General features: G+C 66.9%; 27 protein-coding genes. 9 read left to right on the forward strand and 18 right to left on the reverse strand.

The window, feature by feature from the left end; translation table 11 throughout:
• Window positions 1–57 precede the first annotated feature (57 nt).
• Window positions 58–1314, forward strand: a complete 1257-nt coding sequence (locus tag AC1ROK_RS22475; protein ID WP_492851069.1) for a sensor histidine kinase — start codon at window positions 58–60, stop codon at window positions 1312–1314.
• A gap of 127 nt (window positions 1315–1441) precedes the next feature.
• Here the strand turns inward: AC1ROK_RS22475 and AC1ROK_RS22480 are convergent, their stop codons facing one another.
• On the reverse strand, window positions 1442–2134 hold the full coding sequence (locus tag AC1ROK_RS22480; RefSeq protein WP_492851325.1) for a helix-turn-helix transcriptional regulator: 693 nt from the start codon (window positions 2132–2134) through the stop codon (window positions 1442–1444).
• A gap of 75 nt (window positions 2135–2209) precedes the next feature.
• Between AC1ROK_RS22480 and AC1ROK_RS22485 the strand changes: the two genes are divergently transcribed.
• Both AC1ROK_RS22485 and AC1ROK_RS22490 read left to right on the forward strand, forming a co-directional pair.
• Window positions 2210–2635: a VOC family protein gene (locus AC1ROK_RS22485; protein WP_492851071.1), complete on the forward strand. Its 426-nt coding sequence runs from the start codon at window positions 2210–2212 to the stop codon at window positions 2633–2635.
• A gap of 62 nt (window positions 2636–2697) precedes the next feature.
• On the forward strand, window positions 2698–3426 hold the full coding sequence (locus AC1ROK_RS22490; RefSeq protein WP_492851073.1) for a CPBP family glutamic-type intramembrane protease: 729 nt from the start codon (window positions 2698–2700) through the stop codon (window positions 3424–3426).
• Between the two features lie 3 nt (window positions 3427–3429).
• Here AC1ROK_RS22490 and AC1ROK_RS22495 read toward each other — a convergent pair whose 3' ends face one another.
• Window positions 3430–6201 carry a bifunctional [glutamine synthetase] adenylyltransferase/[glutamine synthetase]-adenylyl-L-tyrosine phosphorylase gene (locus tag AC1ROK_RS22495; RefSeq protein ID WP_492851075.1) on the reverse strand — a complete coding sequence of 924 codons (2772 nt, stop codon included), beginning with the start codon at window positions 6199–6201 and terminating at the stop codon, window positions 3430–3432.
• 357 nt (window positions 6202–6558) lie between these two features.
• On the opposite strand from AC1ROK_RS22495, the gene AC1ROK_RS22500 reads away from it, so the two are divergent.
• On the forward strand, window positions 6559–7179 hold the full coding sequence (locus tag AC1ROK_RS22500; protein WP_492851076.1) for a hypothetical protein: 621 nt from the start codon (window positions 6559–6561) through the stop codon (window positions 7177–7179).
• A gap of 155 nt (window positions 7180–7334) precedes the next feature.
• Here the strand turns inward: AC1ROK_RS22500 and AC1ROK_RS22505 are convergent, their stop codons facing one another.
• From AC1ROK_RS22505 to AC1ROK_RS22530, 6 genes are all read right to left on the reverse strand, one after another.
• Entirely contained in the window at window positions 7335–7544 is a 210-nt protein-coding gene (locus tag AC1ROK_RS22505; RefSeq protein WP_492851078.1) for a hypothetical protein, read from the reverse strand.
• A 73-nt stretch (window positions 7545–7617) separates the two neighbouring features.
• Window positions 7618–9030: a sensor histidine kinase gene (locus tag AC1ROK_RS22510; RefSeq protein WP_492851080.1), complete on the reverse strand. Its 1413-nt coding sequence runs from the start codon at window positions 9028–9030 to the stop codon at window positions 7618–7620.
• Between the two features lie 2 nt (window positions 9031–9032).
• Window positions 9033–9704, reverse strand: coding sequence for a response regulator transcription factor (locus AC1ROK_RS22515; RefSeq protein ID WP_055997263.1), 672 nt, complete (start codon window positions 9702–9704; stop codon window positions 9033–9035).
• Between the two features lie 124 nt (window positions 9705–9828).
• Window positions 9829–11394 (reverse strand): Do family serine endopeptidase, encoded by a 1566-nt coding sequence (locus AC1ROK_RS22520; RefSeq protein ID WP_492851081.1) that lies wholly within the window; start codon window positions 11392–11394, stop codon window positions 9829–9831.
• 116 nt (window positions 11395–11510) lie between these two features.
• Window positions 11511–12296 (reverse strand): sulfite exporter TauE/SafE family protein, encoded by a 786-nt coding sequence (locus AC1ROK_RS22525; protein ID WP_492851083.1) that lies wholly within the window; start codon window positions 12294–12296, stop codon window positions 11511–11513.
• Window positions 12297–12368: 72 nt separating this feature from the next.
• Complete coding sequence (locus tag AC1ROK_RS22530; protein ID WP_492851085.1) at window positions 12369–12821, reverse strand: Lrp/AsnC family transcriptional regulator; 453 nt, start codon at window positions 12819–12821, stop codon at window positions 12369–12371.
• Between the two features lie 74 nt (window positions 12822–12895).
• Here AC1ROK_RS22530 and AC1ROK_RS22535 point away from each other — a divergent pair, with 74 nt between their 5' ends.
• On the forward strand, window positions 12896–13501 hold the full coding sequence (locus tag AC1ROK_RS22535) for a LysE family translocator (RefSeq protein ID WP_492851087.1): 606 nt from the start codon (window positions 12896–12898) through the stop codon (window positions 13499–13501).
• A 3-nt stretch (window positions 13502–13504) separates the two neighbouring features.
• Here the strand turns inward: AC1ROK_RS22535 and AC1ROK_RS22540 are convergent, their stop codons facing one another.
• The 4 genes from AC1ROK_RS22540 to ccmI form a co-directional block, all read right to left on the reverse strand.
• Window positions 13505–13951 (reverse strand): cytochrome c-type biogenesis protein, encoded by a 447-nt coding sequence (locus AC1ROK_RS22540; RefSeq protein WP_492851089.1) that lies wholly within the window; start codon window positions 13949–13951, stop codon window positions 13505–13507.
• Window positions 13948–15915 (reverse strand): heme lyase CcmF/NrfE family subunit, encoded by a 1968-nt coding sequence (locus AC1ROK_RS22545; RefSeq protein ID WP_492851091.1) that lies wholly within the window; start codon window positions 15913–15915, stop codon window positions 13948–13950. Before AC1ROK_RS22545 ends, AC1ROK_RS22540 begins: the two co-directional genes overlap by 4 nt.
• Before the next feature lie 154 nt (window positions 15916–16069).
• Window positions 16070–16513: a cytochrome c maturation protein CcmE gene (gene ccmE / locus AC1ROK_RS22550; protein WP_492851093.1), complete on the reverse strand. Its 444-nt coding sequence runs from the start codon at window positions 16511–16513 to the stop codon at window positions 16070–16072.
• The gene (ccmI, locus tag AC1ROK_RS22555) at window positions 16510–17577 is read right to left on the reverse strand and encodes a c-type cytochrome biogenesis protein CcmI (RefSeq protein WP_492851095.1); all 1068 of its coding nucleotides are present in this window, start codon (window positions 17575–17577) and stop codon (window positions 16510–16512) included. Before ccmI ends, ccmE begins: the two co-directional genes overlap by 4 nt.
• 134 nt (window positions 17578–17711) lie before the next feature.
• Here ccmI and AC1ROK_RS22560 point away from each other — a divergent pair, with 134 nt between their 5' ends.
• Complete coding sequence (locus AC1ROK_RS22560; RefSeq protein ID WP_492851097.1) at window positions 17712–18806, forward strand: hypothetical protein; 1095 nt, start codon at window positions 17712–17714, stop codon at window positions 18804–18806.
• Complete coding sequence (locus tag AC1ROK_RS22565; RefSeq protein WP_492851099.1) at window positions 18803–20809, forward strand: FAD-dependent oxidoreductase; 2007 nt, start codon at window positions 18803–18805, stop codon at window positions 20807–20809. Before AC1ROK_RS22560 ends, AC1ROK_RS22565 begins: the two co-directional genes overlap by 4 nt.
• 34 nt (window positions 20810–20843) lie before the next feature.
• On the opposite strand, the gene AC1ROK_RS22570 is transcribed toward AC1ROK_RS22565, so the two are convergent.
• From AC1ROK_RS22570 to AC1ROK_RS22590, 5 genes are all read right to left on the reverse strand, one after another.
• Complete coding sequence (locus AC1ROK_RS22570) at window positions 20844–21980, reverse strand: hypothetical protein (protein ID WP_492851101.1); 1137 nt, start codon at window positions 21978–21980, stop codon at window positions 20844–20846.
• Between the two features lie 192 nt (window positions 21981–22172).
• Window positions 22173–22661 (reverse strand): RT0821/Lpp0805 family surface protein, encoded by a 489-nt coding sequence (locus AC1ROK_RS22575; protein ID WP_492851103.1) that lies wholly within the window; start codon window positions 22659–22661, stop codon window positions 22173–22175.
• Between the two features lie 26 nt (window positions 22662–22687).
• Entirely contained in the window at window positions 22688–24106 is a 1419-nt protein-coding gene (locus tag AC1ROK_RS22580; protein ID WP_492851105.1) for a sensor histidine kinase, read from the reverse strand.
• A 230-nt stretch (window positions 24107–24336) separates the two neighbouring features.
• On the reverse strand, window positions 24337–24996 hold the full coding sequence (locus tag AC1ROK_RS22585) for a response regulator transcription factor (RefSeq protein WP_055885382.1): 660 nt from the start codon (window positions 24994–24996) through the stop codon (window positions 24337–24339).
• A 95-nt stretch (window positions 24997–25091) separates the two neighbouring features.
• On the reverse strand, window positions 25092–25382 hold the full coding sequence (locus AC1ROK_RS22590; RefSeq protein WP_492851107.1) for a hypothetical protein: 291 nt from the start codon (window positions 25380–25382) through the stop codon (window positions 25092–25094).
• Between the two features lie 218 nt (window positions 25383–25600).
• On the opposite strand from AC1ROK_RS22590, the gene AC1ROK_RS22595 reads away from it, so the two are divergent.
• Window positions 25601–25831, forward strand: a complete 231-nt coding sequence (locus tag AC1ROK_RS22595) for a DUF2442 domain-containing protein (protein WP_055885373.1) — start codon at window positions 25601–25603, stop codon at window positions 25829–25831.
• 63 nt (window positions 25832–25894) lie between these two features.
• Window positions 25895–26143: a KTSC domain-containing protein gene (locus tag AC1ROK_RS22600; RefSeq protein ID WP_492851109.1), complete on the forward strand. Its 249-nt coding sequence runs from the start codon at window positions 25895–25897 to the stop codon at window positions 26141–26143.
• Window positions 26144–26164: 21 nt separating this feature from the next.
• Here the strand turns inward: AC1ROK_RS22600 and AC1ROK_RS22605 are convergent, their stop codons facing one another.
• A complete protein-coding gene (locus tag AC1ROK_RS22605) occupies window positions 26165–26575 on the reverse strand; it encodes a GNAT family N-acetyltransferase (protein WP_492851111.1) in 411 nt (136 codons plus the stop codon).
• Window positions 26576–26578 lie beyond the last annotated feature (3 nt).

Genomic DNA, 26578 nt, shown 5'->3' on the forward strand with positions numbered 1-26578 from the left:
AGTCCCCGCCAAGGGGCAAATCACTGGGTCGCTCCAATCACATAGACGGAGAACTTGATGCGGCCGACGGAGCAATCCGGCGACGAGGCGAAGCGATTCCGCGCGCCTGATGGACTGATGCGCGGCAACTGGCTGCGCCGCACCATCATCGGCGTGCTGGAGTGGTTGCTCGTCCGCGCAACCGGCCGCGACACCGCCAGCGGCTACGCCGCACTGATCGACACGCTGCCGTTCGGCGTCGCCTGCTGGGGCGCCGATGCGCGGCTGTTGGCCAGCAACGACCGCTTCGCCGAGCGCCTGGGCGTGGCGCCCGACGCGCTGGCGGCCGGCGCGGCCTACCACGAAGTGGTGAAGGGCCTGGCGCAGGGCGGTTACATGCAATCGGTGCGCGAGGATTTCGAGAACCGCCTGCTCGAGCTGCATCGCGAGGATGGCTCCACCCTCCTCATCGAGGAACGCCCGCTGGCCGGCTCCGGCTTCGTCACGCTGCTGATGGATGTCACCGAGAGCCGGCGCACCAACCAGTTGCTGACCACGGTGCGCGAGGAGCAGCGCCTGCTTGCCCGGCGCTATCACGAAGAAAAGCTCCGCGCCGAGGCCGCCAGCCGCTCTAAGACCAGCTTCCTGGCCCATCTCAGCCACGACATCCGCACGCCGCTCAACCACATTATCGGCTTTGCCGACATGATGCGGCAGCAGCCCTACGGCGCGCTCGGCGACCCCCGCTACCTCGGCTATGTCGAAGCGGTGAAAACCTCGGGCGAGCGTCTCCTCGGCTTCTTCGGCTCGATCCTCGAACTGGCTGAACTCGAAGGCGGCCGACGAGAGCTGCGCAGCGACCGCTTCACCGCCGACGAGTTGCTGGTCGGGGTGTTCCGCCGCTTTGCCGGCCAGGCGCAGCACGCCGGGGTCATCTTCGGTCTGGGTGGGCCCTGCACCGCCATGCTCACCGCCGACCGCTTCGCGCTGGAGCGGATGGTCTCCAACCTGGTCGAGAACGCTGTGCGCTTCACCCCACGCGGCGGCAAGGTCACCCTCGCCGCCTATGCCGGCAGCGACGGCGTGGTGCTCGAAATCACCGACACCGGCATCGGCATGACCGCCGAACGCCTCGCCACGCTGTCACAGCCCTTTGTCTTCGGCGACGCGGCGCTGACCCGCGACCGGGAAGGCGCTGGGCTCGGCATCGCCATCGCCCGCGCCATTGCCGAACTCTCGGGCGGCCACCTCGCGATCGACAGCCGGCAGGGGCTCGGCACCACGGTGGCGGTGAGCCTGCCGGTGTTGGCCGAGGAAGCGGCGAAGGCGGCTTAGGGACTTCGGTAGCCGCCGGGCTCGTCTCACCCCCGATGTCATCCCAGCGAAAGCTGGGACCCGTTTGTCCGCTGACACGGGCCGCGAGTTGGTCCCACTTTGGTGAAGCTGCAAGGCAACATCATCGCTATCCCGTCCTCCGCCCCTGCAGCTCCGCCAGATACTCCCGCAGCAGCACCACGCGTCGCGGCCGGAAGCTGGTCCCCGTGAGCCACAACTCGCCGATCCCGTCCGACCGGAACATCCGGAACGCTTCGCGCAGGCAGCACCAGGCGAGGACGGTGAGCGTCCCCTGGGTGTAGACGATGGCCAAGGGCAGGATGGTGCGCTCGGAGGTTGCGCCGGCCTTGTCGGTGTAGCGGATGGCAAGCGCCTCTTCGCGCCAGCACGCTTGCCGGACGGTGTTCATATCGAGCCCCGCGGCAAAGCGTGCGTCCGGTCGGTAAACCTGCGAGACCGCGTGGAACAGATGCTGCTCGCGATCGTCCGGCAGCGTCGCCGCGACCTTGGCGAGCACCGAGGTCGCGGCCTTCACCAAAGCCGGATCGCCCATCCGTTTCACTTCGGCCAGTCCCAGCGCCAGCGCCTCGATCTCATCGCGATCAAAGGTCTGCGGCGGCAGCGCGTAATCCTCAATCAGCCGGTAGCCGTAACCGCGCTCCCCTTCGATCCGCGCACCGGCCGCCCTCAGGCTGTCGATGTCGCGGTAGAGCGAGCGCAGCGACACCTCGGTCTCCTCGGCGAGGCGAGCGGCGGTAATCGGTGCAGGCATTACGCGCATCGCCTGCAGGAGGCGAAACAGCCGGTCGGGTCGAGCCATCATCCAACTGACAGAAAGTGGCAGTTGGGCCCCGCTATAGCAGGTCGCATCAGGCCAGCAAACAGGAGCCACGCCATGACCATCAAGACCACCACCCACCTCAACTTCCGCGGCGATGCCCGCGCCGCCCTCGCCTTCTACCAGTCCGTGTTCGGCGGCCAGCAGGTGGTGGTCAGCTACCGGGACGCCGGCGCAGTGCAGAACCCCGATGAAGCCGACCAGGTGATGTGGGGCCAGGTGGAGGCCGACAACGGCTTCCGCATCATGGCCTACGACGTGCCATCGCGCCTCGGCTGGAACCCAGGCGAGATCCCGGTCTTCATCTCGGTGCGCGGCAGCAACGCCGAGGAGGTCGCCCCCTACTGGCAGAAGCTCGCGGCCGACGCGACGATCCTGCACCCGCTCGCCCCGGCCAACTGGTCGCCGCTCTACGGCATGCTCAGGGACCGCTTCGGCATCACCTGGGTGCTGGATGTGGAAGTCGCCTACGCCCCCGCCTGACCCACCTCGACGCCAACGGGGTTCCATGACCTGGTAAGCTGGAAAGAGCACCGGGGGCAAAGATGAGCGAACACAGGGACCTGCCGTTCTATGATGGACGGCCGGTCGAGATTTCCGGCCGCGGCTGGCTGGTAATCCTGCTGGCCGTGACCCTTGGCCTTGCGGCTCTGGTCGCCGTGCCGCTGCGCGATGTTCCCCTCAACTTCGTTCCGGCCGTGCTGTTCGTCGCCATTCCGCTCGGCGCCCTCGCCATGGTCACCGGCCCGCATTGGAGAGCGCTGTTTGGCCGCTACGGCATCAAGCAGTTCGGCCAGTCGCTGGGCTTCGGAGTACTCACCATTGTCGTCTCCGGGGCGGCCGGCTTCCTGCTCGGCCTGCTGATGCCAATGGCGGCGAACCCGGCGGTGACCTCGCTCGCCGGCATTGGCCCCGCCGAACTCGTGCTGTTCCTTGCGCGAACCTTCATCCAGCTCATCGGCGAGGAGCTGGCCACTGTGCTGCCGCTGCTTGCCGTGCTCTGGCTCTGCGTCAGCCGGTTCGGGCTGTCGAAGCGCACCGGCCTCATCATCGCCGTGGTCGTTTCAACCCTGTGGTTCTCGGCCCTGCATCTGCCGACCTATGACTGGAATATCCTCCAGTGCCTGGGCATCATCGGCACGGCGCGTGTCGTGCTGACGCTTTCCTACCTCGTCACCCGCAATCTCTGGGTGTCGGCGGGCGCGCACATCATCAACGATTGGGCGCTGTTCCTCACCGCCTACGGCCTCGGCCATGCGCCAATCGGGACGTGAGAGCTAGAGCCCGCGCGCCTTGGCATACCACGCGCCGGCAGCGGCGCTGACCTCGCCTGCCATCTCCCGCACGTCGGCAGCCAGCCGTTCGAAGTTCGGAGTGTTGGTGCGCTGCGCGAGGAGTTCGCGGAACGCTTCGGTCCAGCCCTCGTCCTTGAACGGGTCGGCCAGCGCGGCGCTCATCACCTGCAGCACGGTGGAATAGAGCTCGAGGATCTCGGCCAGCCTAAGCCCCTCGGGCACCAAGCCGGTCTCGGCCAGGCGGCGCAGCACCACGCCCGTGGTGGCCTGCGGGGCCGCCACCGTGTCGCCGGCCACCAGTTGCGCCGACTGCGCGATGAACTCGAGGTCGACCAGCCCGCCCGCAGCCAGCTTCAGGTCGAAGGCATGGCGCGGTGGCCGCTCCTTGCTCATCAGGGCGCGCATGGTCAGTACGTCATCGATGGTCTTTGCCGCGTCACGCGGCCGGCCCAGGATCTCCGCTACCGTGGCATCGACCTTGGCGCCGAGCTCTCCGTCGGCGTAGACGACGCGGGCCCGGCTCAGCGCCAGGTGTTCCCAGGTCCAGGCGCTCTCGTGGTGATACTGGATGAAGCCGGCAAGGCTGGTGGCGAGCGGGCCGGCATTGCCGGAGGGCCGCAGCCGCATGTCGGCCTCGTAGAGCACCCCCTCGGAGGTCGGGGCGCTCAGCGCCGCCAATAGCCGTTGCGTCAGCCGGGCGTAGTACTGGCTTGCCGCCAGCGGCTTCTCGCCGTCGGACTCGTCGGCGCCGGCGGTGTCGTAGAGCATGATGAAGTCGAGGTCGGAGCGCGCCGTCATCTCGCGGCTCGCCATCTTGCCGAAGGCGAGCAGCGCCACGCGCGCACCGGGCACTACGCCATGCCGCTTCTCGAACTCGCGGCGCACTGCATCGAACAGCCGGGTCAGCAGCGCCTCGGCCAGGGTGGTGAACTGCTCCCCTGCCCGCGCCGCATCCATCGAGCCGGCCAGCAAGCCTGCGGCGATCAGGAACATCTGCTCCTGACCGATGATGCGGGCCCGGTCGATCACGTCCTGGTAGTCGCGCGCATCGGCGAAGAACGCTTCGATCTTGCCGAGCAACGTCTCGCGTCGCCGCACGTCGTCGGCGAAGGCGGGGTCGATCAGCCCGTCCATCACATGCGCACGGTGGATCACCGCGTCGGCCATGCGCGGCGCCGAGGCCATCAGCGCGACGAGCAGGCTCCGGAGGTTCTCGTGGTTGCGCAGCAGCGCGAAGAGCTGCACGCCCGAAGGCAGCCGCGACAGGAAATCGTCGAAGCGCGCCAGCGCCTCGTCCGGATTGCCGGCGCCCGAGATGGTCGAGAGCAATGCCGGCAGCAGTTCGGTGAGATGCGCCCGCGCCGCCGCGGCGCGGGTCGCGGCGTAGCTGCCATAGTGCCACTTCTTCACCGTGGCGATGGCTCTGGACGGGTCCTTGAAGCCCATGCCGCTCAGCGTCTCGATAGTCTCCGGGTCGTCGTCCGAGCCGGTGAACACCAGGTTGCCGCCACCCGCCGCCAGGCTCTCGCCCTCGGCGAAAAGGTCGGAGTAGTACCCGACAACCTGATTCAACGCCGCCCGGTAAGCCGTTTCAAACGCTTGCAGTTTCGGCTCGCCCATCAGCGTGCCGATCACCGCGATATCGGCTTCGGCCTCGGGCATCACGTGGGTCTGCTCGTCACGCAGCATCTGCAGCCGGTTTTCGACGCCGCGCAGGAACCAGTAGATCCGAGTCAGATCCTCGGCCGCCCGCTTCGAAATCCAGTTGGCCCCTGCGAGCGCCTTCAGCGCCAGCGCCGTCGGACGCACCCGCAGCGCCTGGTCGCGCCCGCCGGCGATCAATTGCTGGGTCTGGGTGAAGAACTCGATCTCGCGAATGCCGCCCAGCCCGAGCTTGACGTTGTGCCCGGCGACTCGCGCATCGCCGACATTCTTGGTGATGTTGATCTGGCGCTTCATCGCCTGGATGTCGGCGATGGTGGCGAAGTCGAGGTGCTTGCGCCACACATAGGGGGCGAGGTCTTTGAGGAACCGCTCCCCCACCTGTTTGTCGCCGGCGCAGGGCCGCGCCTTGATCCAGGCGGCCCGCTCCCAGTTCTGCCCGCGGCTCTCGTAGTAGGCCAGCGCCGCCTCTGTCGGCAGCGCCACCGGCGTCGCGCCCGGGTCGGGGCGGAGCCGCAGGTCGGTGCGGAACACATAGCCGTGCTCGGTGCGGTCCTGCATCAGGCTCGCCAGCCGCTGCACGATGCGCGTGAAGAACTTGGTCTCCTCACCTCGCTCCTTCACCGTCCCCTGCTCGGGATCGAAGAAGGCGACGATGTCGATGTCGCTCGAATAGTTGAGCTCGCGCCCGCCATGCTTGCCGAGCGCGAACAGCGCCAGCCCCGAATTGGCTGCCGTCGCCTCGGTCAGCCCGCGCGCCGCGGCGAGCCGCAGCAGCACCTCGAGCCCCGCGTCGAGCGCCGCATCGGCAAGATCGGAGAGTGCTGCGGTCGATTGCGCCGTGGTCCAACGCCCCTCGACTTCGGACACTGCCGCCAGCAGCGCCACACGCCCCTTGGCGATGCGCAACTCGCGCCCGATCTCGTCCTCGGTCGCAGCCTCCTGTCCGACCTTCGCCACCTGATCGAGCGCCGCCGCCAGTGCGATATCGGGCGACAGCTGTTTGGCTGCGGCGAACCAGTCGGCATGGCGATCGGCGAGGCCGCTGAGGTAAGGGGCTGAAGCGAGAAGGGTTTCGAGCGCGACTTTCATGTCCCCTCGATACCCTGCCCCACCCCGGATGTCATTCCGGCGCAGGCCGGAAATCCATACTGAGATGACGGCCCGAGGCTCCGGCCCTATGCGCTGAGTTACGGACGGCTGTCATCCATTCGAAAGCAAGGACCCATTTCGCCTCCCCGTGCCAGCTGCGAGTTGGGTCCGCTTTCGCTGGGATGACACCGAGCTTGAGGCGCCGTCGGGGCGGTGAGTGCACCGATCGCATAACTCAGCGCATATGGGCCTTCGTCGTCGTGACCGGCCGGTCATGGTTAGCTAAGCCTAAAAGTCACTGGATTTCGGCATCGGCATCGCTATGTTCCCGCGCCAGCCAAATCCGAAGAGCCCCGCATGCGCACCCGTATTGCCGCCCTTATTGCCACCCTTCTGGCCGCCCTCGTCCTCCCTGCCATCCCCGCCTCCGCTGCCGGTCTCGACGGCATGGGCCAGGCGATCTTCGGCAACAGCTTCAACTTCAGCAAAGCCAATATCGAGAAGGCACCGGTCAAGGCGATCGGCGTCGGCAAGCTGACCGTGCAATTGCAGCGCACCAAGCTCAAGGACGTGCAGAAGGCCTTCGGCGGCACGATCCGGCGCGAGGGCGACGGCGCCGGCCGCGCCGACTGGCTGTGCTACGGCGCCGAGGGCGCCAATATGTGGTTCATCTCCAACGCGCTTGGCGGATACGAGTTCGTCATGATGGTGGCGGCTGAGGCCGCCAGCAAGCCGTCAAAGAGCTGTGACACCGCGCCAGCCGGGCTCACCGCGCCGAACTTCGGCATCCCGGGCCTCGGCGCCTCCACCGCCGAGCTCAAGGCGACCTTCGGCGCCGCCTCGGGCAGCAAGATCGCCTACCGCTCCGACCGCCCGGGCGGCTACTCCGACATCGCCCAGTATATCGGTTACGTGATCAAGGGCGGCAAAGTCGCCGGCATCGGCATCGGCGAGACCTCGGTGCAGACGGCCCACTGAGGTTGACCCAGTGCCTGATGCGCACGGTGGTGCCTCAACCACCAGGTGTCATCCCTGCGAAAGCAGGGACCCATTTCACAGCTCGCGCCGGCGGATAGTTGGGTCCCAGCTTTCGCTGGGATGACAGCCGGTGGATGTGTCGAAGGCCGGGCCCACTAAGCCCCGAGCAACGCCTGAAAGTGCCAGTCGGGGAACATCTTGGCCATCTTGCTAACGGTGCGGAAGGTGGTGCGCACGACCATGATCGAGCGGTCCGGCCGGAGACTGACCACATGAGGTGAGGGCACCCTTTGCACGGCGCCCTGATCGAACATGTAGAACCGGTGGACTTCTGCGGCCGGTATGTGGACAACGAAGGTGGTCATGCTTGCCTCATGCCACGGCTTCCATCTCCACCGGTTTACAAGACCATCGCAAATTGCATGGAGTTTGGCGCTCTCAGGCCGGCAGGTCGATGACTGCCCGCACCCCCGGCAAATTGTCCTCGAGCCGCAGCTCGCCTTTGTGCAGTTGCGCCACTGCGGCAACCAGGGACAGGCCCAATCCCGATCCGGGCTCGGTCCGGCTCTTTTCCAGTCGCACGAAGCGTTCGATCACCCTGCCCCGGTCTTCGACCGGAATGCCTGGGCCGTTATCGGCCACGTCGATACGCACCCGGCTGCCGTCACGCCTGAGGCTGACGGTGATCCGACCGGCCTTGCCCGCCTCGGGCTCATAGTATTTCAGCGCGTTTTCGATCAGGTTCACCAGCGCCTGCCCGAGCAGTTCGCGGTTGCCGTTGATCCTAATGTCCTCGGCAATGTCGGTCTCGATGGTCAGCCCTTCGTCTTCGGCCAATGGGCCGTAGAGTTCGGCGACGTCGGTCACCACCGCGCTCAGGTCGATCTCGCTCAGTGCGCCCGATGGCGTGCCGGCCTCGGCGCGCGCGATCATCAGCAGCGCGTTGAAGGTCTTGATGAGCTTGTCGCTCTCTTCGATCGTCGTCTCGAGCGCCTGCTTGCGGGTCTCCTCGCCCTGCCCATCGCGCAACGCCGATTCTGCCTGGTTGCGCAGCCGGGTCAGCGGGGTCTTGAGATCGTGGGCGACATTGTCGGTCACCTCCTTCATCCCCTGCATCAGCTTTTCGATACGGTCGAGCATGAGGTTGAGGTTGGTGGCGAGCGCGTCGAATTCGTCGTTGCGCCTGGTGACCGGCACGCGCTCGCTGAGGTTGCCTGACATGATCTTGTTGGAGGTCGACGAGATGGTGTCGATGCGGCGCAGCACCCGCACCGCGGTCAGCACCCCGGCCACCAGGGAGAACAGCAGGATGCCGCCGGCGCCCACCGCAAACCATTGCAGCACGATGGCGGTAAAGCCGCGCCGCTCGACTATGTCGCGCCCGACCACGAGGATCAGCCCGCTGGGCAGCTTGTCCGAGCGCACCATGGCGTAGCCCTGACGCTGCGGCGTCGGGTCGTCGGCCTCGCTGTCCGGATCGTCGAACAGCCGGGGCTTGGAATAGTTGAAGCTGTAGGTGCCGGCCTCGGCCAGCACTTCAGGCGGCAGGTCGGTGACGTTGCCGACGATCAACTGGCCGGCGGGATCGGCGAGGTAGTAGATGCCGGGGCCCGGCTGGCTCGCCAGCCGCTGCACCGCGATGATGGTGGCGCGGAAGCCGCCGTCGCTGTCGAGCCGCCTGAACTGGACCGCTTCGCGGTCGATGGCGTCGGTCTGCTGACGCTGCAGTTGTACCGAGGTCTGCCAGGTGATCAGCCCGAGCAGCACCACCGCGAAGATCACGAAGATTGCGATGAAGAGCGCGGTGAGGCGCACGGTCGTCGTGCGCCAGAGCTGGGCGAGCCTGAACATCGTCAGTCGCGGATCATGTAGCCCGCACCGCGGATGGTGTGCAGCAGTGGGTTGGCGTGGCCCTTGTCGATCTTGGCGCGAAGCCGCGACATGTGCACGTCGATGACGTTAGTCTGCGGGTCGAAGTGATAATCCCAGACGTTCTCCAGCAGCATGGTGCGGGTCACCACCTTGCCGGCATTCTTCATCAGGTATTCGAGCAGACGGAACTCACGCGGCTGCAACAGGATCTGCTCGCCGTCGCGCTCCACCTTGCGGCTGAGCCGATCGAGCGCCAGCCCACCGACCTCGAAACTGGTCGCGGCCTCGGCCGGCGACGAGCGGCGGGCCAGTACTTCGATGCGCGCGAGCAGTTCGGTGAAGGCGTAGGGCTTGACCAGATAGTCGTCGCCGCCGGCGCGCAGCCCGGTCACCCGGTCATCGACCTCGCCCAGTGCCGAGAGTATCAACACCGGGGTCTTGTCGTCCTCGGCGCGCAGGCTCTCGATGATGGAGAGGCCGTCGCGACGCGGCAGCATGCGATCGACCACCAGCACGTCGTAATCCATCGACGACGCCATGGCATAGCCGGTCTCGCCGTCGCTGGCATGGTGGGTGATATGACCCGCTTCGTCGAGCGCCTGGATCAGGTAGCTCGCGGCCTCGCGGTCGTCTTCGATCAGCAGAATCTTCATGTCGCTAGCCCCACGCTATTCTGCGTCATTCCGGCAAAGACCGGAACCCTTGCGGATCCCGGTCTTGGCGAGGACGACGTAAGGGAACGGGCCCCGGAGCAGATGCCCCGGAGCCCAGCAGTGATTACGACTTGGCTTCGGTGATCGGCAGGCCGATGAAGCGCGTGTTGCCGTCACGCTGCGCCTTGACCAGCGCGGTGCTGCGGCCTGCGTCCTTGACGCCCTGCACGGCCTTCTCGAAGTCGGCGACCGACGACACGGCCTGGTTGTTGACCTCAAGGATGGTGTCACCCACGGCGAAGCCCTTCTCGGCGGCAGCCGAGTTCGGATCGACGTCCTGGATCAAGAGGCCTTCACCACCCGAGTTCGGCACGAGGGTCAGGCCGACGCTGGTCGGAGCCGGAGCGGCCGGTTCCTCGGCAGGAGCCTGCTGCTGCTCTTCGGACGGCTTGGCCGTCTCTTCGAGCTTGCCCAGGGTGACCGAGATCTTCTGCTCCTTGCCGTCGCGCCACACCGACAGTTCCACAGCGGTGCCGGGGTTCTTGCCGGCAATGGTGCGGCTCAGGTCGAGCGCGTTGCTGACGGCCTGGCCATCGACCGCGGTGATCACATCGCCCGACTTGACGCCGGCCTTATCGGCCGGGCTGTCCTTGGTGGGTTCGGTGACCAGTGCGCCAGCCGCATCCTTCAGGCCGACGCTGTCGGCGATGTCGCGGTTGACGTCCTGGATGCCGACGCCGAGGAAGCCGCGGGTCACGGTGCCGCTCTGGATCAGCTGGCCGGTCACCTGCTTGACGACGCTGGCCGGGATGGCGAAGGCGATACCGACATTGCCGCCATTGGGGGAGAAGATGGCGGTGTTCACGCCGACCACTTCACCCTGGAGGTTAAAGTCCGGACCACCGGAGTTGCCGGTGTTCACCGCCGCGTCGATCTGCAGGAAATCGCCATAAGCCGAACCGGCGATGTCGCGGCCGCGGGCCGAGACGATACCGGCGGTCACGGTGCCGCCAAGGCCGAACGGGTTGCCCACGGCCACCACCCACTCGCCGACGCGTACTTCGTTATCGGCCAGCTTGACGAATGGCAGGTCGGTGACGCCATCGACCTTGACCACCGCGAGATCGGTCTTCTCGTCGGTGCCGATCACCTTGGCGGTCATCTCCTTGCCGTCGTCGAACACCACGGTCACCTTGTCGGCGTTGTCGACGACGTGGTTGTTGGTGACGATGTAGCCGTCAGCCGAGATGGCGAAGCCCGAACCGGCCGCCATGAACTTGCGCGGCGCCTGCGGACGCGCCGGGCCATCGCCGGGGCCGCCACGGCCGCCCTGGCCGAATTGCTCACCAAACTGCTCGAAGAAGTCGCGGAACGGATGATCGTTCGGCAGATCCGGGAAATCGAACTTGAACTGCGGGCCACCGCGCTGCAGGTCGCGGGCATCTGCCTTCTCGCCACCCTCGACGATGATCGAGACCACGGCCGGCTTCACCGCCTCGACGAGGTCGGCAAAGTTCGGGGCGTTGGTCACGGCCGGCGCGGTGATCTGCGCGGCGGGAACCAGGGTAGCAGTCTGTGCGGTGGAGGGGGCGGTTGCCGCAACGAAGGCGGTACCACCACCGATGCCGGCGAGGATCGCCAGAGCCGAAGCCCCGAGCCAGCGGCGAGCGTTGAACTTAGTCGAGGGCATGATGATCTCCTTCAGTCAGGCACTCTTGATGGGCCAGAGATATGGAGCCCGTCGCCTTTCTGCACGGTGACCCGGGCGTTAATTATCGGTAATGTTCCCGAACGTTTGCCAAGCGTTCAAAACAGCGCCTCGCGCAGCAGATCGAGCGCCACCAGCGTCAGCACGAGCTTGAAGCCCCAGCGAAATGCCGCCTCGGGCACCTTCACCAACAGCCGGCTGCCGATCGCGGTGCCGACGAAGCCCGAAGCGACCATCGCGGCGATCAACGGCAGGTAGGCGGCGAAGGCAAAGCCGATAGCCACAAACATCGCCACCTTGAAGCTGTTCTGCAGCGTCATCAGCATGGCGTGGGTGGCAACCAGTTGCCGTCGGTCGGCCAGCCCCTTGATGAACACCGCGACCAGTGGCCCGGTGGCTCCGACCACCATCGACACCGCGGCTATCACCCCGCCGCCGATCACCTGCGCCAGTCGCGAGCGGCCGACGATCTTGGGTTGCGGCAGCCAAGTGGTGAGCAGCACGAAAGCGCCGATGGCAATCTGCAGCGCGGTCGCAGGCAAGAGACTGGCGAACTGCCCGCCGACAACGGTGCCGATCGCCCCACCAAGCGACAGCCACAGCACCAGCGGCCACTGGATATGCGCACGCTGCACCAATGCCCGCCCACTGTTCGAGCCGAGCTGGATAGCGCCATGCAGCGGCACCACGACCAGCGGCGGGAACACCAGCGCCAGCACCGCCACCATCAGCGTGCCGCCGCCCAGCGAGAACGTGGCGGTGATCAGCGAGGTGACGAAGCTCAGCAGGATGAGCGCCAGCGCCAGCGTGAGTTCGAGATCGGCGGGGAGCAGGTCGGGGAGGGACACGAGGAATGCGTAGCGCTGCGCGCCGAGTCGCGACAAGCGTCGGACCCATCGGTCTTCATCTCCCCCTTGGCGGGAGAGATGTCGGAGAGATCGAGCCTCAAGACTAGCCTAAGCCCGCTCATCCTTGGGCGAGCCCAGCACCACGAAAGTGGTGATCGCGCTGACCGTCGGGAGTGTCCCCAGCACGTCGGTATGAAACGCCTTGTAGGCTTCGATATCGGCGACTTCGATGCGCAGCAGGTATTCGATCGAACCGGTGACGTTGTGGCACTCGACCACCTCGGGCGACAGCGCAACCGCCTTTTCGAACGCCTCCTGGCTGGCCTTGGTGTGGCTGGAGAGGCCCACCGACACATAGGCGCGAAACCCGGCGCCCAGCCGCGAGCGGTCGAGCACGGCGCGGTAGCCTTTGATGATGCCGCTCCGCTCCAGTTCCTGCACCCGCCTGAGGCAGGCCGAAGGCGACAGCCCTACCCGCTCCGCCAGGCGCAGGTTCGGGATGCGCGCGTCACGCTGCAGCTCACGCAATATCTGTTGGTCAATGCGGTCAAGATTATTCATTTGTTGCGCAGTACTGCCGGATGGCGCTGCAGATTGCAACACCGCACCCTATCGGCCGCTGTACTCTCCGGGCCATGACCGATCCAGCTATCCTCATCCCCTTCCTGATCTTCTGCGTCGTGCTTACCGGCACCCCAGGGCCCAACAACATGATGGCGCTCGCTTCGGGCGTGCGGGTCGGCGTCCGCCGTTCGATGCCGCTGGTCGCGGGGATCGCCGTGGGCGTCGCGCTGCAGCTGATCGCGGTCGGGCTCGGCATCGGCGCGCTGCTGCAGTCGTTTCCGGCGCTGCACGATGCGATGCGCTGGGCGGGCGCCGCCTATCTGGTCTGGCTGGCGATCAAGATCGCGCGCAGCGGGCCGATCGATGTCGAGGCGGACGAGCGTCCGCCGCTCGGCTTTGCCGGAGCAGTCGCCTTCCAGTGGATCAACCCCAAGGCCTGGGCCATCACCACCGGCGCTGCCGCCACCTATCTGCCGGCCGACGGCTATGCGCTGAACCTGGGGCTCGCGGCGGCGGCGATGGCGCTGATCTCGATCCCCTGTGTTGCTGTGTGGTCCGCCGGCGGGGCCGCGCTGCGCCGCTTCCTCGTCCAGCCGGCCTATGCCACGGCCTTCAACATCGGCGCGGCGGTGCTGCTGGTTGCAGCGACCGTGCCGATCCTGTTTGGCGCGCACTAGCGCTCAGCGCTCCAGTTCCTCGAGCGCCTTGGCTTCGTCTTCGGTCAGCGCGGTCTGGCCGGCGGCGCGTTTGCGTCGTGCGCCGATGAACACCACGATGCCGCCGATCACCAGAACCGCCGGGGCGGCGATCCACAACAGCACCGTGTGCGGCGCCATGACCGGGTTAAGCAGCACATATTCGCCGTAGCGCGCGACGAGATAATCCCGGACCTGCTGGTCGCTATCTCCCGCGGTCAGGCGCTCGCGCACCAGCACGCGCAGGTCGTGCGCCAGGTCGGCGTCGGAATCGTCGATCGACTGGTTCTGGCAGACGAGGCAGCGCAAGCCTTCCGAGATGGCGCGGGCCCGGGTTTCGAGCACCGGATCGGCCAGCACCTCGTCGGGACGCACCGCCAGCGCCGGGGCGCTCAGCAGCACCAGCAGCATAAGGGCAATGAGCGCCCTCATTCTGCAGCAACTCGGGTGGCGGCCGGTCGCGGGGCGCCGATGCGCAGCCGGCGGTAGCTCAGCGACAGGAAACCGGCGCCGGCCATCAACAGGCAGCCGAGCCAGATCAGTGTGACGTAGGGCTTGTACCAGAGCCGCACCACCGACTTGCCGTCAGCCTGCGGCTCGCCCAGTTGCACGTAGAGCTGGCTGAAGCCATAGGTCTCGATCGCCGCTTCAGTGGTCGGCTGGCCGCTGGCATTGTAGACGCGCCGCTCAGCCAGCGCGGTGCGCACCCCACCCCCCGGAGCCCGGATGGCGAAGCGGCCGGTGTCGGAGACAAAGTTCGGCCCCTCGACATGCTCCATGCCCTCGAACGTCACCTGGTGCTCAGCGATCACGACGCCCTGTCCCGGCACCATGGTGGTCACCAATTCCTGCTGCCAGGCGGTGGCCGCAACGATACCGATCACCGTGACGCCAATGCCGAAATGCGCGATCGCCGTCGACCATGCCGTGCGCGGCAGGCCGAACAGGCGCTTGAACGAGGTGACGACATCGGTGCGGAAGAACTTCGCCCGATCGATCAGTTCGGCCAGCGCGCCGAACGCTACCCAGAAGCCGAGCAGCAGGCCCAGCGGCGCCAGCGACACCTCGCCGCCAGTGAGCGCAAAGCACAGCACCGCGGCGAACAGCGCCAGGCCTGCGGCCCCGGCGAGCCGCTGCGTCACCGCGATCACGTCGCCGCGCTTCCAGGCGAGGAACGGTCCGAACGGCAGAATGATCAGCAGCGGCGCCATGATCACGCCGAAGGTCAGGTTGAAGAACGGCTCGCCCACGGAAATGGTCTCGCCGACCAAAGCATCGAGCAGCAGCGGGTAGAGCGTTCCCACCAGCACCGCCACGGTGGCGGTGGCGAGGAACAGGTTGTTGAGGATCAGCGCCCCTTCGCGGCTGATCGGCGCAAACAGCCCGCCCACGCGCAGCGTCGAAGCGCGGAAAGCGAACAGCGAGAAGGCGCCGCCGATGAAGGCGGCGAGCAGCGCCAGGATTACCATGCCGCGCGTCGGGTCGGACGCAAAGGTATGCACCGAGGTGAGGATGCCCGAGCGCACCATGAAGGTGCCGAGCAGGCTCAGCGAGAAGGTGATGATGGCGAGAAAGATCGTCCAGATCTTCAGCGCGTTGCGCTTTTCCATCACCAGCGCCGAATGGAGCAGCGCGGTGCCGGCGAGCCACGGCATGAAACTGGCATTCTCCACCGGATCCCAGAACCACCAGCCGCCCCAGCCGAGTTCGTAATAGGCCCAGTAGGAGCCCATGGCGATGCCGAGCGTCAGGAAGCACCAGCTGAGCAGCGTCCATGGCCGCACCCAGCGGGCCCAGGCGGCATCGATGCGGCCCGAGATCAGCGCCGCCATGGCGAAGCTGAAGCAGACCGAAAAACCAACATAGCCGAGGTAGAGCAGCGGCGGATGGATAGCGAGGCCGATATCCTGGAGGATCGGGTTGAGGTCCTGCCCTTCGAACGGCGCCGGCGTCAGGCGGAGGAACGGGTTCGAGGTGAAGAGGGTAAAGCCGGTGAAGGCCGCGGCGATCAGGCTCTGCACCGCCAGCACCAGGGTCAGCAGGTCCTTGGGCAGGCTGCGCCCGAAGGCGGCAACCGCGGCGCCCATGATCACCAGGATCAGCACCCAGAGCAGCATCGAGCCTTCATGGTTGCCCCACACCGCGGTGATCTTGAAGATCAGCGGCTGCGCCGAATTGGCGTGCTCATAGGCGAGCTTCAGCGAAAAGTCGGAAACGACGAAGGCCTGGATCAGCGCCGCGAACGACGCTGCCACCAGCACGAACTGCAGCACCGCTCCCTGCTGCAGATAGCCGGCCAGCGCTTCGCGCTTCCAGAAGATCAGCCCGACGATGGCCGAGATGGTCGAGATGGCGAAGGCCAGAACAAGGGCGAAATGGCCGAGTTCGATGCTCATGTGCGGGCTCCCGCTGGCGCCCGTGTCGCCACCTGCACCGGGTCATTTCCGCGAAAGCGGGAACCTCCGTTTTCTGCGCTCGCCGCACCATCGCAAACAGAGGTTCCCGCTTTCGCGGGAATGACTCCGTGGTTGCGGAAACTGCAGGGCACCATCACAGCGGAGCCCCTTCGCGCTGCCACTCGCCGCGCTTCTTCAGTTCTTCGACCAGTTCCTTGGGCATGTAGTTCTCGTCGTGCTTGGCCAGCACGTTGGTGGCAGCGAACGTGCCGTCGGGAGTGACGCTGCCCTCGATCACCACCCCTTGGCCCTCGCGGAACAGGTCAGGCAGCAGCCCGACATAATGCGTTGCCATCTCGGTCTGACCATCGGTCACCACGAAGTCGGAGGTCTCGCCCACGCGCTTCCAGGACCCCTCCTTCACCAACCCGCCCAGGCGAACCGACGTGCCTGCGGCGATGGCTTTTTCGTGAATTTCGCTCGGCGAATAGAAGAACACGATCTGGTCGCGCATCGCCACGAAGATCAACGTCGCGGCAAAGGCAAGGACGGCGCCCAGACCGGCAATGATGGCGAGGCGTTTCTGCTTACGAGTCAATTGCTTGCTACCAATCCATTATCCGCTGCGAGAACATCGAGTTCCGCGCGTTCGGCCGCCGCCGGGTAGGCCTTGCGGGCCGCATCATAGGCCTGTTGCGCCAGGTCGGTTTGACCCAGCACAAGCCGCGAGCGCACCAGCCGGGTCCATTCCTCGATCGTACCGCCGCCCTGGTCGAGCCGGCTCGACAGCCCTTCAACCATGGCGGCGATGTCGGCATTGGCCGGCATGTCGCCGCCCAGCCCGGCTTCCGCCGCGGCCAGGCCCGCTTCGGCGTTGGCCACCCAGGCTTCGCCGCCTTTGCTGAGCTTCAGCAGCCCCTGCCACTCGGTTCTGGCGGTCTCGAAATCGCCCTCGCGGGCGGCTTCGCTGGCGAGATAGTAGCGCGAGCGGACATGGGTGACGTCGCGGTTCGAGGCGCTGCGGAACAGCGCCAGCGGTTCGCCGGCGGCGTTGCCGTTATTGGCCATCATCAGCGCTTCGCCGAGATCGGTCTCACGGTCGGCGGTGGGGCCATCGAGCTCGATCGCCTTGCGCAGCGCATTGGCGGCATCGGCGTAGCGGCCCATCTGCATGTAGGCCGGCGCGATCACCGTCCAGCCGCGCAGATCCTCGGGCTTGGCCTTCAACTGCGCCTCGATCCGGGCGATCGCATCGTCGAGCGTCATCTCGGGCGGCGGCACGTCCTGCCGTTCGGCCAACGGTTGCGCCGGCAGGTCGGGACGACCAAGCGCACCGTAGACGCCGAACGCCAGCACCGCCGTCACCACCGCCGCGGCGGCGACGATGCCGCGACGCGTGCCCGGGTCCGTAGCCGCCTTCGTCGTGGCGTTCAACCGCATCAACTCCCGCGCCAGTTCGCCCTTCGCCGCAGTCGCTTCGGGCGCACCGAGGCGTCCCAGGGCGAGGTCCGACTCGATCTCCTTCAGCTGCAGCTTCAGGTGTGCGATCTCAGGGCTGTCTACAACAGTGGCAGTCGCGTTGACCCTTCGCCCGGCCCCCGCATAATAGAGCGCGGCGCAGGCGACGGCAGTGACCACAAAAGCGAGCGACCAAAATATCATGTGCAGGGCTCTGCCTCATGCGAAGGTGCGGAAACGCGCCCGATCTATAAAGGCATTCGGGCAATTTATGCACCCGCACACATCGATGTGTGGGAGGCGCATTGCCGCAGCCCAGACGATGGTTCGCTGATCCCATGGCCGACGACAGTTACGACTATCTGGTGCTCGGCTCCACCCCGCTTGCCGGGCTACTGGCGGGCCTGCTCGCCATCGAGCACAAACGACGCGTCTGCCTCGTTGGCGAGCCATTCTCGCCGTTCCGGCTGCAGCGCAGCATCGACATCTCGATCGCGCCGGTCACCCGTCCGGAAACGCTGATCCTCATGAAGCGCGCGGCCGCCGAGACCAGCAAGCTGGTCACCAGCTGGGGCAAGGGTCTCGTCAGTCGCAGCGATCCACTGTTCATTGCCGAGGCGCCGCAAAGCATCGCCGCGCTCGGCCATTTCCGCCATCTCGCCATCGCACTCGGCTACGCGGTCGAGCCGGTTGTCGACCGGGCCATTGCCGAGGGCTTGATGCTCAGGGTGCGCGATGTCCACCTGCTCGGCCACGGCCGGCTGGAGCCTGTGCTCGAAAGCTGGCTGTCGAAACACGAGGTGCGCCACCTCGATCGCGCCGATACCGAGCTGACGCTGCGCAAGGACGGTACCGCGCGGATCGTCCACGCCGGCCACAGCGTCGAGGCAGCCCGGGTGATCCTCGCCGGCGACGATGCCGTGCTCGAGCACCTGCCCGCGGAGGCACGCGACCGCAGCCTCGAGGCCGTGACCGGCGCTGCCATGCTGCTCGATGCGGCCAAGCCCCTTCCCGCCGCCTATGTGTCGTTCCTCGATCGCGGTGTGTCGCTGGTACAGGACGGCAAGGTCAGCGTCTCGGCGCTGCTCGCCGGCGATCCCACCACGGCCCGCGCCCGGCTTGGCAGTGCCGTCTCCCGCGGCGATGCGCTGCGTCTCGCCGGAGAAACCGTGGCCGGCAGCCTGCGGACCAGTGATGGCGCGCCCTTTATCGGTCCGGCGCGTGGCCACAAGGCGCTGGTCATCGCTGCCCTCGGCCCCGCCGCCGCCTTTCTTGCACCGGCGCTGGCACGCTACATTGCCGGAACCGCCCCGGCGGATGAAACCGAGTGGTTCGCGGCCCGCGGCCCAAGCCGCGGCAACCAGCGCCTGCTTGCAGCCGATTACCTGGCCGCCGACTTTCTGGGTACCGACGAGCTGGCGGTGCCGGCGTGAGCGAGCATGGCGACCGTCTCCCCGGCGATGCGCCGCACGGCCTGGGCGGCGCCGAGCTCGATCGCAGGGCGCCGCTGCAGTTTCGCCTCAATGGCCGGACGATCCACGGCTTTGCCGGCGACACGGTACTCTCCGCCGCGCTGGCCAACGGCATCCAGATCGCCGGCCGCCATGGCGACGAAGCGCTGGCGCTCGACGAGAGCTTTGCGCCGCTGGTCAGCTCCGGCAAGGGCGGCGCGCTGCCGATGGAGCGCACCCCGGCGCTAAGCGGGCTCAACCTCGTGACCGTCGGCACGCGCCGCGACCCGATCGCCTCGGGCGGCCTGCTCGGGGCGCTGCGCCACAAGTTGCTGGGCCCGGCGCGCACGCTGAACCACCGCTTCGGCGACACGCCTGTGGCAAGTCCGCCCTGGCACAATGGCGCGGTCGACGAAACCATCGAGACCGATTTTGCCATCGTCGGTGGCGGCGTCGCGGGTCTCAGCGCTGCGGCTGCGGCCTCGGCCGCCGGCAAGCGCGCCGTGCTGATCGAGCGCACCCCGAGTCTGGGCGGCACCATCCGCTATTTCGGCGCTGTCGATGCCGAAGCCTCGCCCGACACCACGATCGAACGGCTGATCGCCAGCCTCGACAGCAAGGGCCAGGTCACGCCGCTGACCCGCGCCGAGGCCTTCGCCATCACCGGCACGCAGTTGAAAGTGCATCAGGTGGTGGTCGAGCAGGGCCGCCCGGTGTCACGCATCGTCGTCGTCGCCGCGAGGCACGTCATCCTCGCTACCGGCGCGCTGGAGCGGCTGCCGCTGTTTCCCGGCAACCGCACGCCGGGCATCGTCGGCGCCCTCACCGCCTTCCAGCGCGCCGAACGGTTCGGCGTCTGGACCGGCCGCCGCGCGTTGTTCACCACGCCCAACAGCTTCGCCTATCGGCTGGCGCTGCACGCGGCCGATGCCGGTGTCCAAGTGCTGCGCATCGTCGACAGCCGGCTCAGCACCACCTCCCGCTTCGTCGATTTCGCCAAGGCCACCGGCATCACGCTCGCCTCGGCGCTCGCCCCCAGCCATGCCGAACCGCTGGAGCGCAACAAGCCGGGGCTCAAGGTCGGGTTCGCTGTCGCCATCGACGAGATCGCCCAGGATTCGAGCGCCATCGAGACCGACCTACTGGTCGCTGCCGGGGCCTGGCAGCCTGAAATCCTGTTATGGCTGCGCGCCGGTGGGGCCGCCGCCTGGGATGCGGCAAATGGCTGGCTTGGCCCGCGTGGCACGCTACCCGCCGTCGCGCTGGCCGGCGCGGCGGCCGGCCTTCACACCACGGCTGCGGCGCTCAGCAGCGGCAAGGCGGCCGTCCTCGGCTTTCTCGGCAAGGCCGCGCCGCCGGTGGTCGACGACGTCATCGAGGAAGCCTTCGAGACCCCGGATGCCCGCAATCCGGTCGCGCCGTTCCGTCCCTCCGCTCGCGGCGCCACCTATCTCGATCGCGGCCAATCGCTGATCACCCGCCGCGCCGCTGCCGCCAGCAAGCATGGCGTTTCCGGCCTCGCCACCCGCGCTGTGCAGCTCGGGCTGGGTGACATCGCCGCCGCAGTCGATATCGGCGCCATGGCGGCGCGTGATGCCGGCTCGGTCGCCGCGGAACGCTGCGCGCTCTCGGGCGAGATCAGCGACACCGGCTGGCGCGTCCCCGCTCGGCCCGCGCCGGAGGAAGAGGTTCCGGCGCCGCCCGGCTATCTCACTGGCCGATTCGGCGACAAGCCACAGATCTGGGCGCTGACCGCCGCTGACGCCCGCTCGTTCGAACCGGGTTGCCTGATCTTTGAGAACTCCGAGCAAAGCGACCCGCTCAAGGCCATCGGCGTCACCTACGCCCCGCATCGCCCCGGCGCCAATGGCGGCATCGCGCTGATGGGCAGGGTGCCTGAGGCAGCAGGTGCGGAGCTCTATGTGCGGGATGCGGGGACGGCGGTTGCGGCACGGCTGGTAGAGCGGCTGAAGGCAGGGGCATGAAACGCTGGCGCCAGCGAATCGGTTGATAGTTACCTCAGCTCGCCCGCTTCTCGGCCGTCTCCCGCGCCCGGCGCAGCACGTCGGCATAATCAGGGTTGAACCGCAGCTCGGCCATCTTGATCGCCGCATCGAGCCGCGCGCCGATCACCCGGTCGCCGGGGTTCTGCCGGAACAGCTCGAGGTTGCGCTGCACGTGCATCTCCAGCGCCTGTCCCACCTGGGTCCAGGTCTGGTCGAACATGGCGTTGAGCGCCAGCGAGTCGCGGCAATCGCGGATCGTCGCCAGCACGTAGCAGCCGTTGAGCGCCGCCAGCACCTGGTCGCTGTCGAGCCGGTCCTGGCCGGAATGGCGGCGCAACGCCAGGTTCACGTTCGGCGACACGTCGCGCAGTTTTGGTTCGACCAGTTCCGACACGGTCTTGGTCAGCGCGGCAACCGCCGTCGACCAACGAGTCAGGCGACCGAGTTCGACATAGCCGGTCACTGCCCGCATCAGGCGATGGAAGCGGTCGATGGCGCGGCAGGTCAGATCGATATCGGCAAAGGCGCCGTGCTGGTCGAGCGCCGGGATCTGCGCCTGAGCATGCGATAGCATCGCCTCGATCAGCGGCGCGAAGCCGGCGCGCTGCATCGATGCTTCGGTGGCCGAGCCGGCAAGGCGAATCGCCGCCGCCATCATCCGGCCGGGGTGGCTCACCTGCCCCATCGCCGCCTGGAACAGCAGCGCCGAGACGGCATGGTCGTTGAGCGGCATCGACTGCAGCGCCACGCCCAGCGCCGTCTCGTCGGTCATGCCGTTGGCGGCGCGGCCGAAGGCCTGGGCCTTGTCGAGCAGGCTCCGGCACTTCAGCGCATTGAGCACCACCCCAACGCGGCGAAAGGCGTCGTCGCCGCCCATCTGCAGCTGGATCCGGCGCTCCGCGTCAGGGGTGCCGACGGCAGCGATGGCGGCGCGGGCGCGTTGCAGCAGCTCGGGCATGAGGAGATCGAGCGCCTGGCGCGCCGCGGGGTCTTCATCCCCCACATTGGGGTCGATCAGGTCGGGCGCCACATCGCGCACCATCCAGGTCCAGATCCCCTGCGCATGCGCTTCGGCGACGCCGCCGTCGAAATCGAAACCGGCCGTGCCGGGAACGACCACCGCATCGATCAAGCCGAAAAACGGCCGCACGGCGCGCTGCGACCGGGCCGTTTCAGACGATGAAAGACGAGTGGCAGTATTGGGCATGAAAACCGGCGGGCGTCAGGGTCCGAGGATAGTCCTCGAACCTAGCGTGCGACGGTAAACAAAAGACTATCCGAAAGGCCCAGGGACGATCACATCGCTGGCAGGCAGTGACCCATCCGGCGGCGGTGCCGAGCCTCAGCCGGCAACGCTCCAGGTACCATCGGCCTCGCGGCAGGCCGTGCCCTTGCGGGCGTGCGGCGTACCACCGATGGTCACGGTGTGGGTGAAATCGCGGCAGTCGATGTTGTTGACACGGACGTAGGGCCCGACGGTCACGTTGCCGGACGTGCCCTTGTCGCCGGTCCAGGCGCGCGGCGCGCCGGGGCGGCCGAAGGTCAGGGCGTTGAACTGGGCGCTCGCAGCTTCCGACTTGTCCTTGGCCGAGAGCTGGCCAAGCACCGAGGCATCGAGGAAAGCGCTCACGTCGTTCATCGTGGTGTTGGCGGACTGGATCGCGCCGGGAGCCGGCAGCGAAGCCGGCGTAATCGTCGGCTGTGTCCCCAGCGTCGAGTTCGGCTGCGGCAGCGTCGGCCCGAGGGCGACGTCAGAGGTCGAGGGGCCCATGCTGCAACCGGCAAGCAGGAGCATGGCGAAGAGGGGGACGGCGCGGACGATCTGCTGCATGTCGGTCTCGAGGGTGGCCGAGGCCCTTATTCCTTGCGTATTGAGGCGAAAGTGCGGAAACCCGCAACCTTTGCGGCCGGAAGCCGCAATTCTGCCAGGAGGCCCCCCAGCACTGAGCGTTTCAATTGCAGGGAGCCGCCATAGACGTCAACCAGTTCCTTGACGATATCCAGGCCCAGCCCCGAACCGGGGGTCTTCTCGTCCAGCCTGACACCGCGGCGCAACACTTTGGTCGCTTCCTCCTCGGTCAGCCCTGGTCCGTCATCGTCGATCTTGATCAGCAGGTTCGCTGCGCCGCCGCTGCGTTCGGCCACCACGGTGACGCCGATCGAGGACTTCGCCCATTTGCAGGCATTGTCGAGCAGATTGCCCGCCATCTCCTCGAGATCGCCCTCGTCGCCGCGGAACCACGGCAGCGAGGCGTCGGGCCGCACCATGGCGATCGTCACCTGCGGGTTGAGCTTCTGCATCACCCGGGTCAGTCGCAGCATCACATGCGTCGCGTCGGCTTTCTTGCCCACCACGGTCGAGCGCGCCGCCAGCCGGGCGCGATCGAGATAGGTGCTGACCAGTTGGCTCATCTTCTCGGTTTCGGTGGCCACGACTTTCGCAAGGCCGTTCTTCTTTTCGGCATTGGCCTCGTTGCGCAGCACAGCGATCGGCGTCTTCAGCCCGTGCGCCAGGTTGCCCACCTGGTTGCGAGCCCGCTCGACGATCTGCGCGTTGGAACGCAGCAGCTCGTTGATCTCTTCGGACAGCGGCGCCAACTCGGCCGGATAGGCGCCGGTCAACGAGGCGGCGTCGCCCTCGCGCACCTGCTCCACCTCGCGCCTCAGCCGCCCGATCGGCCGCAGCGCCAGCCGCGCCACGATGGTCGACATTACCGCCAGCATGATCGCCACCGCGCCGAGCACGATCAGCGTCTGGCCACGGAATTCGTCGACCAGCGACAGGATTTCGTCGAGCGAGCCGGTGACCATGATGTGGAGCGGCATGCCGTTCACCGTCACCGCCCGCTCGATCACCCGGATCTTGATGTTGAATGGGTCGGTCAGCACCGCCGACTTGGAGTTGGTCGCGTCGAACTCGCCCGGCAACGGCCCCAGCACCATGCCGACATAGGAGTTGGAGAAGTTGAGCAGTTCGCCCTTGTCGTCGCGGATCGCCCAGTACCAGCCCGAACCGGTGCGGTCGAAGCGCGGATCGGCGACCTTGATCTGGTCCGATTTCGGCGTATCGGAGAGCAGACTCAAATCGGTCAGCGTCTCGACATGGAACTCCAGCGTCTCCACGAGGCTGTTGTCCAGCGCCCGCGAATAGAGCTCGGTCAGCAGGAACGCCGTCGCTACCAGCGCCACGATCAGCCAGCCGGCCGACAAGAGGAACAGCGAGGCGGCAATCGACCCCTTGCGCTGCGATACGGGCTGCACCGGGGTGTCAGTCACGGGAACACGGCTCCCTCAGCAGAGGGCGCCCCAAAGCTCACGGTCACCGGCTCATCGCCCCCCTCCCCAACCCTGCCCGCGAGGGGGAGGGTGCCGATCGGGGGTGAGGCACGCTCATGCAAAAACCACCAGCCGGCACCCTCCCCTTGACGGGGAGGGCTGGGGAGGGGTGCACCACACGCTGGATCCATCCGTCTTCACCGCCCTACGGCACAGCAGCGAAAGCTGCCTCAGTCCTCGGCGATCTGGTAGCCCAGCCCGCGCACCGTCTGGATGCAATCGTCCGGCAATTTCTTCCGCAGCCGCCCGACGAACACCTCGATGGTGTTGGAATCGCGGTCGAAATCCTGGTCGTAAAGGTGCTCGGTCAACTCGGTGCGCGAGATCACCTTGCCTTTGTGGTGCATCAGGTAGCTCAGGAGCCGCAACTCGTGGCTGGTGAGCTTCACCGAGTGCCCATCCACCGTCACCTTGCCGGCTTTCACGTCGAGCCGCACCGAGCCTGCGCTGATTTCGTTCGAGGCCTGGCCGGCGGCCCGGCGCACCAGCGCCCGGACGCGGGCCAGCACTTCTTCCATATGGAAGGGCTTGGCGACGTAATCGTCGGCGCCGGCGTCGATGCCCTGCACCTTGTCGCTCCAGCGATCGCGGGCGGTCAGCAGCAGCACCGGCATCTTCTTGCCCGCACGGCGCCACTCCTCGAGCACCGAAAGGCCGTCCATCTGCGGCAGGCCGATATCGAGCACTACGGCGTCGTAGGGTTCGGTATCGCCGAGGAAATGGCCTTCCTCGCCGTCGAACGCCACGTCGACGACGTAGCCGCCTTCCGTCAGCGCATCCTTCAGCTGCCGGTTGAGATTGGTGTCGTCTTCCACGACGAGAATGCGCATCGAAAAGTCCCCTATTGCCGCCACGACAACTCCCGCGCCCGGCAACAGCCGGCCCTACGCGCGAGAGACGTCCGACGTTGATTTTATGTGAGGCTTCACTGAGCCGGCAAGCTCACAGGTTTGCTTTCGCCAGTTTCGTCCATGACGTTGACCTGCCACTCCCACTGGCCGCCAACCATGCAGACGCGCGCCTGCGAGCTGATGATCTTGCCGTCGACGCCCGACTGCGCAATCGCCTGCGACAGCTGTACCAGCTCGCCGTTGTCGATCATCTGCTGGATTTCGCGCTTCGACAGGCATTCCTGCGCCACCGCGGGAGCGGCAACACCGAACGCCAGCCCCAGCGTCAACACGCCGGCCGCCACCAATGTCAGTTTCTGTGTCATCGGAGGGTTATGCGGGAAAATGGCTGAATGTGGGATGAACGGGCCCAGATGGGTCACGGTCTCGCCGGGATGAGAGTTGCGATGCGTGACTCAGTCGCAGTTCCCACCTTCTCCGCTCGTCGGAACGCAGCTAGGCTTGCCGTGATCTGTTGCGCTTTCAAGGCGGGAGGCTCCAATCCTGCCGGACAGCGCCTTGGATGCTCTGAGGAGGAGGACCAATGAGCACGACGACCAAGACCGGCTCCCGGGCCATCGACGTCCGCTTCGGCACCGCCACGCTTGAAGTCAAACTCGAGGACGGGCGCGAGCTGATCGCCCCGCTCACCCGCTATCCCCGCCTCCGTGACGGTCCGCCCGCCGCCCGCCTCAACTGGCGCTTCACCGAGGGCGGCACGGGCCTGCGCTGGCCCGACCTCGACGTCGATATTTCGGTGGCTGAGCTGGAATAGCTCCCGCCAACTCGGCAACGGACGGTCGTGCGGCGCGTTGTGAGGGGCATGGAGGGATTCCACATGCCATCCACGGTGATCGCCGACATGGCTTACGACCCGGAGACCCAGACGCTCTCGGTCTGGTTCCGCCCCTCGGGTCGCCGTTACGACTATTTCGAAGTCCCCGCGGTCGAGTACGACGCACTCCGGCACTCGCCATCGAAGGGGCGGTATTTCAACGCCCATATCCGCGACAGCTACCCGTTCACCCAATCGGACCGCACGGAGCCGCGTCTCCGACTCCAGCCACGTTTTTCGGGCCACGGCTGAGCTACCGAGACCGCAACGGAGTTACTTCACCCGCATGTACATGCCGACCGACTCCGGTGCGGTTTCGGCGAAACCGTACTGGGCATAGAGCGCCTTGGCCGGGCCGTCGGCGATGAGGCTGACATAGGCGGTCGGCGGCGCGTTGGTCTTGAGCCAATCGACCAGCGCTGCAACGATCTGCTTGCCCAGCCCCTTGCCGCGATGCCCTTCGAGCACGGCGATGTCGGTTACCTGGAAGGCCGTGCCGCCGTCGCCGATCACCCGGCCCATGCCGATGGTCTCGCCGGCGTGCTCGATCACCACCGCATGGATGGTGTTGGGCAGGCCACGCGCCGCCGCCGCCTCGGATTTGCCGCTCAGCCCCGACAGCCGGCGCAGCTCGCGATATTCCTCGATGGTCGGGATCCGCTCAATCAGTTGGTAGTCGCTCACGCT

This window comes from Devosia sp. GW821-FHT12F11, from assembly GCF_058806655.1.

What these genes read in the sequence shown, in the direction of transcription:
- AC1ROK_RS22475 (WP_492851069.1), top strand. Translation starts at nt 58, where the DNA reads ATGCGGCCGACGGAGCAATCCGGCGACGAGGCGAAGCGATTCCGCGCG.
- AC1ROK_RS22480 (WP_492851325.1), bottom strand. Translation starts at nt 2,134, where the DNA reads ATGGCTCGACCCGACCGGCTGTTTCGCCTCCTGCAGGCGATGCGCGTA.
- AC1ROK_RS22485 (WP_492851071.1), top strand. Translation starts at nt 2,210, where the DNA reads ATGACCATCAAGACCACCACCCACCTCAACTTCCGCGGCGATGCCCGC.
- AC1ROK_RS22490 (WP_492851073.1), top strand. Translation starts at nt 2,698, where the DNA reads ATGAGCGAACACAGGGACCTGCCGTTCTATGATGGACGGCCGGTCGAG.
- AC1ROK_RS22495 (WP_492851075.1), bottom strand. Translation starts at nt 6,201, where the DNA reads ATGAAAGTCGCGCTCGAAACCCTTCTCGCTTCAGCCCCTTACCTCAGC.
- AC1ROK_RS22500 (WP_492851076.1), top strand. Translation starts at nt 6,559, where the DNA reads ATGCGCACCCGTATTGCCGCCCTTATTGCCACCCTTCTGGCCGCCCTC.
- AC1ROK_RS22505 (WP_492851078.1), bottom strand. Translation starts at nt 7,544, where the DNA reads ATGACCACCTTCGTTGTCCACATACCGGCCGCAGAAGTCCACCGGTTC.
- AC1ROK_RS22510 (WP_492851080.1), bottom strand. Translation starts at nt 9,030, where the DNA reads ATGTTCAGGCTCGCCCAGCTCTGGCGCACGACGACCGTGCGCCTCACC.
- AC1ROK_RS22515 (WP_055997263.1), bottom strand. Translation starts at nt 9,704, where the DNA reads ATGAAGATTCTGCTGATCGAAGACGACCGCGAGGCCGCGAGCTACCTG.
- AC1ROK_RS22520 (WP_492851081.1), bottom strand. Translation starts at nt 11,394, where the DNA reads ATGCCCTCGACTAAGTTCAACGCTCGCCGCTGGCTCGGGGCTTCGGCT.
- AC1ROK_RS22530 (WP_492851085.1), bottom strand. Translation starts at nt 12,821, where the DNA reads ATGAATAATCTTGACCGCATTGACCAACAGATATTGCGTGAGCTGCAG.
- AC1ROK_RS22535 (WP_492851087.1), top strand. Translation starts at nt 12,896, where the DNA reads ATGACCGATCCAGCTATCCTCATCCCCTTCCTGATCTTCTGCGTCGTG.
- AC1ROK_RS22540 (WP_492851089.1), bottom strand. Translation starts at nt 13,951, where the DNA reads ATGAGGGCGCTCATTGCCCTTATGCTGCTGGTGCTGCTGAGCGCCCCG.
- AC1ROK_RS22545 (WP_492851091.1), bottom strand. Translation starts at nt 15,915, where the DNA reads ATGAGCATCGAACTCGGCCATTTCGCCCTTGTTCTGGCCTTCGCCATC.
- ccmI (WP_492851095.1), bottom strand. Translation starts at nt 17,577, where the DNA reads ATGATATTTTGGTCGCTCGCTTTTGTGGTCACTGCCGTCGCCTGCGCC.
- AC1ROK_RS22560 (WP_492851097.1), top strand. Translation starts at nt 17,712, where the DNA reads ATGGCCGACGACAGTTACGACTATCTGGTGCTCGGCTCCACCCCGCTT.
- AC1ROK_RS22575 (WP_492851103.1), bottom strand. Translation starts at nt 22,661, where the DNA reads ATGCAGCAGATCGTCCGCGCCGTCCCCCTCTTCGCCATGCTCCTGCTT.
- AC1ROK_RS22585 (WP_055885382.1), bottom strand. Translation starts at nt 24,996, where the DNA reads ATGCGCATTCTCGTCGTGGAAGACGACACCAATCTCAACCGGCAGCTG.
- AC1ROK_RS22590 (WP_492851107.1), bottom strand. Translation starts at nt 25,382, where the DNA reads ATGACACAGAAACTGACATTGGTGGCGGCCGGCGTGTTGACGCTGGGG.
- AC1ROK_RS22595 (WP_055885373.1), top strand. Translation starts at nt 25,601, where the DNA reads ATGAGCACGACGACCAAGACCGGCTCCCGGGCCATCGACGTCCGCTTC.
- AC1ROK_RS22600 (WP_492851109.1), top strand. Translation starts at nt 25,895, where the DNA reads ATGCCATCCACGGTGATCGCCGACATGGCTTACGACCCGGAGACCCAG.